The sequence below is a fragment of the Anaerovorax odorimutans DSM 5092 genome, assembly GCF_000426305.1.
Taxonomy (GTDB): domain Bacteria; phylum Bacillota; class Clostridia; order Peptostreptococcales; family Anaerovoracaceae; genus Anaerovorax; species Anaerovorax odorimutans.
The window spans coordinates 1-7,300 of the sequence record NZ_AUFC01000048.1 but is presented as its reverse complement, the minus strand read 5'-3'; the positions used below and the strand labels follow the sequence as shown (position 1 = coordinate 7,300).

At 29.9% G+C, this 7,300-nt stretch carries 8 protein-coding genes, 1 tRNA gene and 1 pseudogene; 7 read left to right on the top strand and 3 right to left on the bottom strand.

What is annotated here, in order from left to right; translation table 11 throughout:
• Positions 1 to 240 (bottom strand): transposase (locus tag K292_RS0112605; protein WP_037373207.1); only part of this gene is annotated, 240 nt, incomplete at its 3' end.
• A 258-nt stretch (positions 241 to 498) separates the two neighbouring features.
• Positions 499 to 951, bottom strand: a complete 453-nt coding sequence (locus K292_RS0112600; protein ID WP_027400118.1) for a hypothetical protein — start codon at positions 949 to 951, stop codon at positions 499 to 501.
• Positions 952 to 1,047: 96 nt separating this feature from the next.
• Between K292_RS0112600 and K292_RS17185 the strand changes: the two genes are divergently transcribed.
• The 4 genes from K292_RS17185 to K292_RS0112580 all read left to right on the top strand — a co-directional run bounded on the left by K292_RS17185 (position 1,048) and on the right by K292_RS0112580 (position 3,565).
• Positions 1,048 to 1,785 carry an AzlC family ABC transporter permease gene (locus K292_RS17185; RefSeq protein WP_051280732.1) on the top strand — a complete coding sequence of 246 codons (738 nt, stop codon included), beginning with the start codon at positions 1,048 to 1,050 and terminating at the stop codon, positions 1,783 to 1,785.
• Complete coding sequence (locus tag K292_RS0112590) at positions 1,785 to 2,123, top strand: branched-chain amino acid transporter permease (protein WP_027400117.1); 339 nt, start codon at positions 1,785 to 1,787, stop codon at positions 2,121 to 2,123. The genes K292_RS17185 and K292_RS0112590 overlap by 1 nt, the downstream gene beginning before the upstream one ends.
• 174 nt (positions 2,124 to 2,297) lie before the next feature.
• Positions 2,298 to 3,410: an HD-GYP domain-containing protein gene (locus K292_RS17180; protein WP_051280729.1), complete on the top strand. Its 1,113-nt coding sequence runs from the start codon at positions 2,298 to 2,300 to the stop codon at positions 3,408 to 3,410.
• Positions 3,411 to 3,488: 78 nt separating this feature from the next.
• Positions 3,489 to 3,565: transfer RNA gene (locus K292_RS0112580), tRNA-Arg, on the top strand.
• A gap of 29 nt (positions 3,566 to 3,594) precedes the next feature.
• Here the strand turns inward: K292_RS0112580 and K292_RS0112575 are convergent.
• Positions 3,595 to 3,816 (bottom strand): annotated as a pseudogene (locus tag K292_RS0112575) (hypothetical protein); the annotation flags it as partial.
• 296 nt (positions 3,817 to 4,112) lie between these two features.
• Between K292_RS0112575 and K292_RS18040 the strand changes: the two are divergent.
• The 3 genes from K292_RS18040 (at position 4,113) to K292_RS0112560 (ending at position 6,793) form a co-directional block, all read left to right on the top strand.
• Positions 4,113 to 5,492, top strand: a complete 1,380-nt coding sequence (locus K292_RS18040; protein WP_051280727.1) for a Kelch repeat-containing protein — start codon at positions 4,113 to 4,115, stop codon at positions 5,490 to 5,492.
• A gap of 186 nt (positions 5,493 to 5,678) precedes the next feature.
• Entirely contained in the window at positions 5,679 to 6,281 is a 603-nt protein-coding gene (locus K292_RS0112565; protein WP_027400115.1) for a hypothetical protein, read from the top strand.
• A 179-nt stretch (positions 6,282 to 6,460) separates the two neighbouring features.
• A complete protein-coding gene (locus tag K292_RS0112560; protein WP_027400114.1) occupies positions 6,461 to 6,793 on the top strand; it encodes a hypothetical protein in 333 nt (110 codons plus the stop codon).
• The last annotated feature ends 507 nt before the right edge of the window (positions 6,794 to 7,300 follow it).

Below are 7,300 nucleotides of genomic sequence, written 5' to 3'. Positions count from 1 at the left end.
ATGTTTGGATTTACTACCATTGCGATAGTTAGGATTAGAACTTCTTTCTGATTTGCTATAGCCTAAATGATCATCCATTTCAGATTCCATCATACTTTTAATAGTACCTCCAAGCAAATCTCTCAAAGCATCTTGAATATCTTCTGCTGTTTCGATATCATACTCTTCAATTAAACTTGCAATAATGTTTTTCTTCCCTTCGGTCAATGGACCAACTTTGTACACATTTTTCTTTGCCATAAAAATAGCCTCCTATAATAATTTGATTTTATCATAGAAAGCTATATAGTTTTAATATTTTACAGACTTTTTTTCACAGTCTCAAATTACTTCTTTTTTTTATCTTATCTAGTCTATAAAAAGTCAAATTATAGACATAAAACTATTAACCTATTGCTAATTGCTATATATAAAATTCTTTCATTAATCTTTAAGGTTTATAAAAAAATTGTTACTATCATAAATAATTAAAATGGTTTAATTACATAAATGCCTAATCTAATTAATGTCATCTTTTTCTTCATCTACTTTTACAGCACCAACAGTTATAGCACCCACAGCAATAACTTTAATTAAGGTTTTTGTACTTTTGACAACCTTTTTTTTATCTCTTTTTTTTACACCATCAATTATTTCAGAACCATTGCTTACAACTGTATTTATATTAGTGACAAAGTTACCTACTATTTCATTGGTTGCATCTTTTAAATCATTGGTACCTTCTTTTGTTTCTATGGGATTTTTTCTTATTTTTCCAGCTACTATATGGCTTGCCCCGCTGGCTACAGTTCCAGCTATACTTCCAGTAAGTATTGTGGAATCTATTACACTTTCACCTAATTCATCAATAAATTTATTTTTAGATACTTTACCCACAACTGATATAGTACCTCCAATTATGCCTCCAATTGTAGCACCGGTAATAATTCCTGCTTTTTTGATATTATTCATTCTTTTACCTTTACTTTCATGAAATTGCATTGAAAAAAGTTATATATATAGTATACTATAATTTGAAATATTATACTATTAAGAAAAGGAAATAAAATGAAACAGGCAATTAAAGCAGCTTTTCCAATTACTATTCCGGTTTTTCTTGGATATATTCCATTAGGAATAGCTTTTGGATTACTTATACAAGATGCAGGTTATGGGCTTTTATGGGCAATTATATCTAGTATTTCTATATATTCGGGTACAGGTCAATTTGTAGAAGTAAACTTTTTATCATCAGCAACACCACTCTTAGAAATTACAATGATTATAATTATTTTAAATGCAAGATTAATGTTTTATGGTTTATCATTTATAGATACATTTCAAAAAATGGGCAAAAAAAAATGGTATATAATATTTGCTCTTACGGATGAAACATATTCTATTTTATGTGCAATAAAACCTCCTGAAGATGTAGATGAAGATAAATTTATGTTTGCACTTTCTATGATGAATCATTTGTATTGGATTATAGGGGGTATTATAGGCGTTATAGCAGGGTCTTTTATAACTATAAATACTGCAGGGATGGATTTTATTATGACTGCATTATTTGTAGTATTATGTATGGATCAATGGAAAGCATATGCTTGTCACGAACCTGTTTTTGCAGGATTTATTTGTTCTGTTATGGCGTTGCTCATTTTTGGACCTGAAGGATTTATGATCCCTTCAATGATAGCAATATTAATTGTTCTGTTATTCAGAAGAAAAAAAATAGAGGAAAAAATGATTAATGAACCCATAACATTAGATGAAAATACAGAAAAGATAGGGGGATTAAAATAATGGAATCCAGCTCAATTATTTATTCTATAGTTATAATTATTTTAATTGCAGTTTTGACTTTTGGTGCTAGATTATTCCCATATTTAGCGTTTAGTAGGGGAGGGGAAACTCCAAAAGTTATTACATATCTTGGTAATGTATTACCTCCTGCAGTAATGGCTATGTTGATTATATACTGTCTTAAGAACATATCACTTATTAAGGCTCCTTTTGGTTCCCCAGAATTAGTTTCTATTTTAGTTGTTATGGTTCTTTACAAAATAACTAAGAATAATTTACTTGCAATGGTTGGCGGAACAATTCTTTATATGGTATTAATTCAATATTTTTTTGTATAATTTTATAAGGTTTTTATTTACAAAAAAATGTAAAAAGAGGTTATATTCTGTATTAAATTGTTGATATAAAATTATTATAATGTTATAATAAGATTTAATTTGATATTTTAATATTCTTTATATTTAGAAGAATCCAATTCTATGATGTTATAAAAATTTCAGAAGGTAAAAAAAATGATATATCTGCCATTAGAGCATTTGAAACCAGGAATGGTTGTAGCAAAAAATATTTATATGGACTTTAGTTTTTTACCACTTATAACAAAGGGACAGGTATTAAACACTTTTATAATTCGACAACTTAAATTAAAAGAGATATCAGGACTGTATGTTGAATCTGATGTTGGAAATGATATTGTAGTTAAAAGTATTATAGACAATGATCTTAAAAGAAGTACAATTTCCGGTGTTAAAGAAATTTTTTCTTCTCTTGAAAAAAATACACAATTTACCCAAGACGACTTTAAGTCGGTATCAAAAATGGCAAATGATCTTGTATTAAATATTCTTTCCAATGATGAGTTATTAATTAATATGATTGAGCTTAAAAGTCATAGTAATTATACCTATTATCATTGTCTTTGTGTTTCTATTATAAGTGTTGTAATAGGGATAAAACATGAATTGGAATATGCAGATTTAGTTAATTTGGCAACTTGTGGTTTGCTGCATGATATAGGGAAGGCCATGATACCTATTGAAATTTTAGATAAACCTTCGTATCTTACGGATGAAGAGTTTGAAATTATTAAGACTCATCCGGGATGTGCAAAGCTTCTTCTTGAAGCAAATAAAAATATTTCATATGAAATGTTGAATAGCATAAAGGGTCATCATGAAAAATTTGATGGTTCAGGATATCCTGATGGGTTATCAGGGTATGATATACCCCTTTTCAGCAGGATTATAGCTATTGCAGATGTATATGATGCGTTAACATCTCAAAGAGCTTATAGAAAAGCTTGGTTCCCAAGTGATGCTATTGAATATATGATGGGATGTGCTGAATCACATTTTGACACAGACCTTTTAAAAACATTCTTAACTACTGTTGCAGTATATCCAGAAGGTACAATTGTTTTATTAAGTAATGGTGAAAAAGCTGTTGTTATAAAAAACTATTCAGAGAATACATTACGACCTTCAGTACGTACTATAAATGAAAAAGGTGAACATATGGAAGAATTAAATTTAATGCATGATAAAAAATGCATGAATATAGTTATTACAGGAATGGGATATGATAAAGAGTCAGGTAATTTTGTTACTTTGCAGAAGAAAGAATAGTAAATATCTAAATTAATTCTTTACAAGAAAGCGAAATATGTTGTATAATAAATATCAGCTGCAAAAGCAAGCTATTAAGCGCCATTAGCTCAGCTGGATAGAGTGGCACACTACGAATGTGAAGGTCGGGGGTTCGAATCCCTCATGGCGTACCAGAAACGTTGGAAACACTAGGTTACAAGATTTAATCTAGTGTTTTTATTTTACGCTTTATAGATTTTAGCCGTTTTTTAGCCACTTGTTTTTTACCTGTTAGTATAGTGCTTATTTTGTTTACAGCTTGGGTTTTTTCCTTGTTAGAAACAAAGGTATAATATTTAGCTGTAACAGTTACATCTTTATGCTCCATTAATTCTTGTACAGTTTTTAATGGAGCGCCAGCCAAGATCAGTCTAGTCGCATATGTGTGTCTAAGTGTTGTATAAAAATAGAATGCAGTATATAGCTGTAGGGCTTAATCTTTAGTAGCTTTGTTGCATATCAGGAACCAAAATAAATTTAATACCACATTTAGTAATCATGTTTAAGCCGGTTAAGTAGATAATACTCAGATGGCTTTTTTTGTTTATAGAAAAGCATCCTAAACAATCAATTATATTATAGAAAATTATGGAAGAACAGACTGTTATATAGTTTGCTCAAATGGTAATATATTCTAGTAAATTATATTGAAACAATTATAGGAACAAAAGGGAGGAAGAAATGAAACGATTTTTAACAATTATTTTAACTTTGTGTATGGTATTAAGTATATCAGGGGTCAGCGCCTGGGCGGATAATAAAGATTTAGGAACTTGGCAAACTAAAGCTAATATGCTTTCAGAGAGGGAAAGTTTAGGAGCAGCTGTATTAAATGGGAAAATATATGCTATAGGTGGATATGAGAATAAAACGGAAGTAGAAGAATATGATCCAATAACAGATACATGGACAACTAAGGCTAGTATGCATACAGCGAGAACTTCAATGGAGGTAGTGTCTGTAGATAATAAAATATATGCGATAGGCGGATTAGATAAGTCTGAATTAAGTAAAGTTGAAGAATATAATCCGAGGACTGATACTTGGACTTATAAAACAGAGATGCCTACAGCTAGATGTTATTTTGGTGCGGCAGAAGTTAATGGAAGGATATATGCTATTGGAGGAGGAAATAGCACTGGGGGTAAAACTGCAGTAGTAGAAGAATATAATCCTGAGACGAATACTTGGACTACTAAAGCTAGTATGCCAGCTCCAAGAAGCAAATTTGCAATAGCAGTAGTTAATAAAAAGATATATATTATTGGGGGAAATGATAATAATAATCAAGTTACTGGTATAGTAGAAGAATATGATCCTCAAACGGATACTTGGAGTACAAAAAATAGCATGCCTACAAAAAGAGAGTATTTTAGAGCGGCAGAAGTTAATGGAAGAATATATGCTATTGGAGGTTTCAAGGGTGCGGGCTTAAATATGGTAGAAGAATATGATCCGAAGACAGACACGTGGAGAACAATGGAGCCTATGCTTACAGGTAGGGGACAATTTGGTATAGCAACAGTAAATAATCAAATATTTGTTATGGGAGGATATCTTCCTTATAATACATCTAAAGTAGAAGCATTTACTCCACCAGAAACTGCACAAAATTATGTTTTATCAGTACTATTAAATATAAATGAAACAGTGCAACTAAGTGCATCATACAATTTAACAGATAATACCAATTTTACATGGAGTTCTACTAATGAAGCCGTAGCCACAGTGGATGCTAATGGAAAAGTAACAGCTGTTGGAGAAGGACAAGCTGATATTTATGCTCAAAATGCAGATGGAACATTTAAGGAATACATACCGGTAAAAGTAGTGGAGGGCACCGCAGACGAAATGCGTTTGGCAGTGTATTTGACCGCAGGAGATAACTCTAACCTATATTTAGATGCTGATCCCAGTAAAGTAACTTGGACATCTATGGATGAAAGCGTTGCCACAGTATCAGCAATTGGAGAAGTGACAGCAGTAAAAAAAGGACTTGCTATAATTAAAGGAGAACTAGAAGGACAAACTTATCAAATTTATGTTAGAGTGAATGGATAGTAAGATTATAAAATTTCTTGATGCCAGCTGAGGAGCGATCCTTGGCTGGCTTTTTTGGTTTTTGAAATTAATTTTTAAATATTTACTTAGACATACTAGTAAAATTATCCAATTAAATATATAATATTTTAAGCTATACTGTACTATTGTAATAATTTATAGAAGAGATATGAGGCATAAATTACAATGAAAATAATGGAAATAATAGAAACTAAAAAATATAAAGGACTTTTAGAAGTAATAATATCCTTTTTAATTTTTTTGTTTTTTAGTTTTGGGAGATTAGATAAAATTTTAGGAGTATTTATTTTAAAATACATTTTTTTAGTTGTAACATTTATTTTTTTAATTTTAATATTTATAAGATTTACTATTAATGATGATAATAATGGACTTATAATACAAATAAAATTCTTAAAAAAATATAAAACAATAAAGATTTGTTATGAATACATAAGGTTTTTAAAAGTTAAAAAAGATTCAATAGTTTTAGGGTTTTGGTATAAAAGTAAAGAAAATAATAAAAAAATAAAAATGCAATTAAATATGTCAACATTTCTTTTAAAAATACAAGAAGAAGAATTATCTCACATTATAGAAATATTAGAACAACAAAAGATTAATGTAAAAGTTTTTAATTATAAAGCAACTTTAAAAAATCTTTATAAAAGACAAACAACTTTACATAAACTTTATTGTGAAATGGGAATTTTATTTATAATAATGAATATAATTTTCGATATATTAATTTATACTAATACTTCTTTTTCTATAAATATAACATTTTAAAAAAACGGATATTAATAAAGTGGTGAAAAAAAGAAAGGTAAATTTTTAGTAATATATTTAAAAAATTTTCCCACATTTTTTCCACATTAAGTGTGTGAAATTTACGATGAATTTTGATAGTTAGTAATTTATATAGTATACTATATAAAAATACATGTACGGTTTACTAGGGGGACTAGATGAAGAAAAAATTTGGATTTGGAACTTTATCGATTATATTATTTATTTTTGCAATAGTATGGTCTAGAGATATAAAATCATTAAACAATTTTTGTCTAGGAGACGCTGTTTTGCATTTTATTAATTTGCCGGCATGGTCAACTCATCTTAATGGTAATATCGGGTTACACTATACTGTTTTTTATTCTTTTGCAATTTTAATATTAGCAATTATAGTTGGTCAGAAATATCCTGAGCATATATTTGCGAAGTCTGGAAAAATTCTCTCTGCTATTTTTGCTATTCTATTTGCATTCGCTTGGTTTATTTCTTCCACAATGATACAAGGATAAGTTACTTAAAAAACTACTAGCTATTAATATTTGGCTAGTAGTTTTTATTGCCGTGTGCCAGGCATGGCACTAATCTTGCTGGTGTAAGTCCAGTCACGGGTATTTACCGCCAAGTGTAGCGAACCACAAGTTGGTATCAGTAATGGTATGGATGAAGGAAGTGGTGTAGCAAAATTCTTGAGCCTACGAACAGAAACTTGATAAGGCGATTAGGTGGGTGAGGCTGCGGAACAAGCTTAAGCCCAAATGGTAAACGTAAACCGAAGTTGTAAATCAAGAGGTTGTGGAATGAAAGATTAGTGCCTTACCCTGGGAGACCCTACCCACATATTAAATGATATGGTCGAAAAAGGTTTAGGGAGGGAGTCAGATGAAGTCATAGTAGGTATAAAAGCTGAAGGACTGAAGCGATTTATAGTACAAATCGCTACTTATAAAATAATACATTAGCCAGAAATCAGATGAATAAGAAGAGTAGGAACGTAACCGAGGAATATTATTTATATC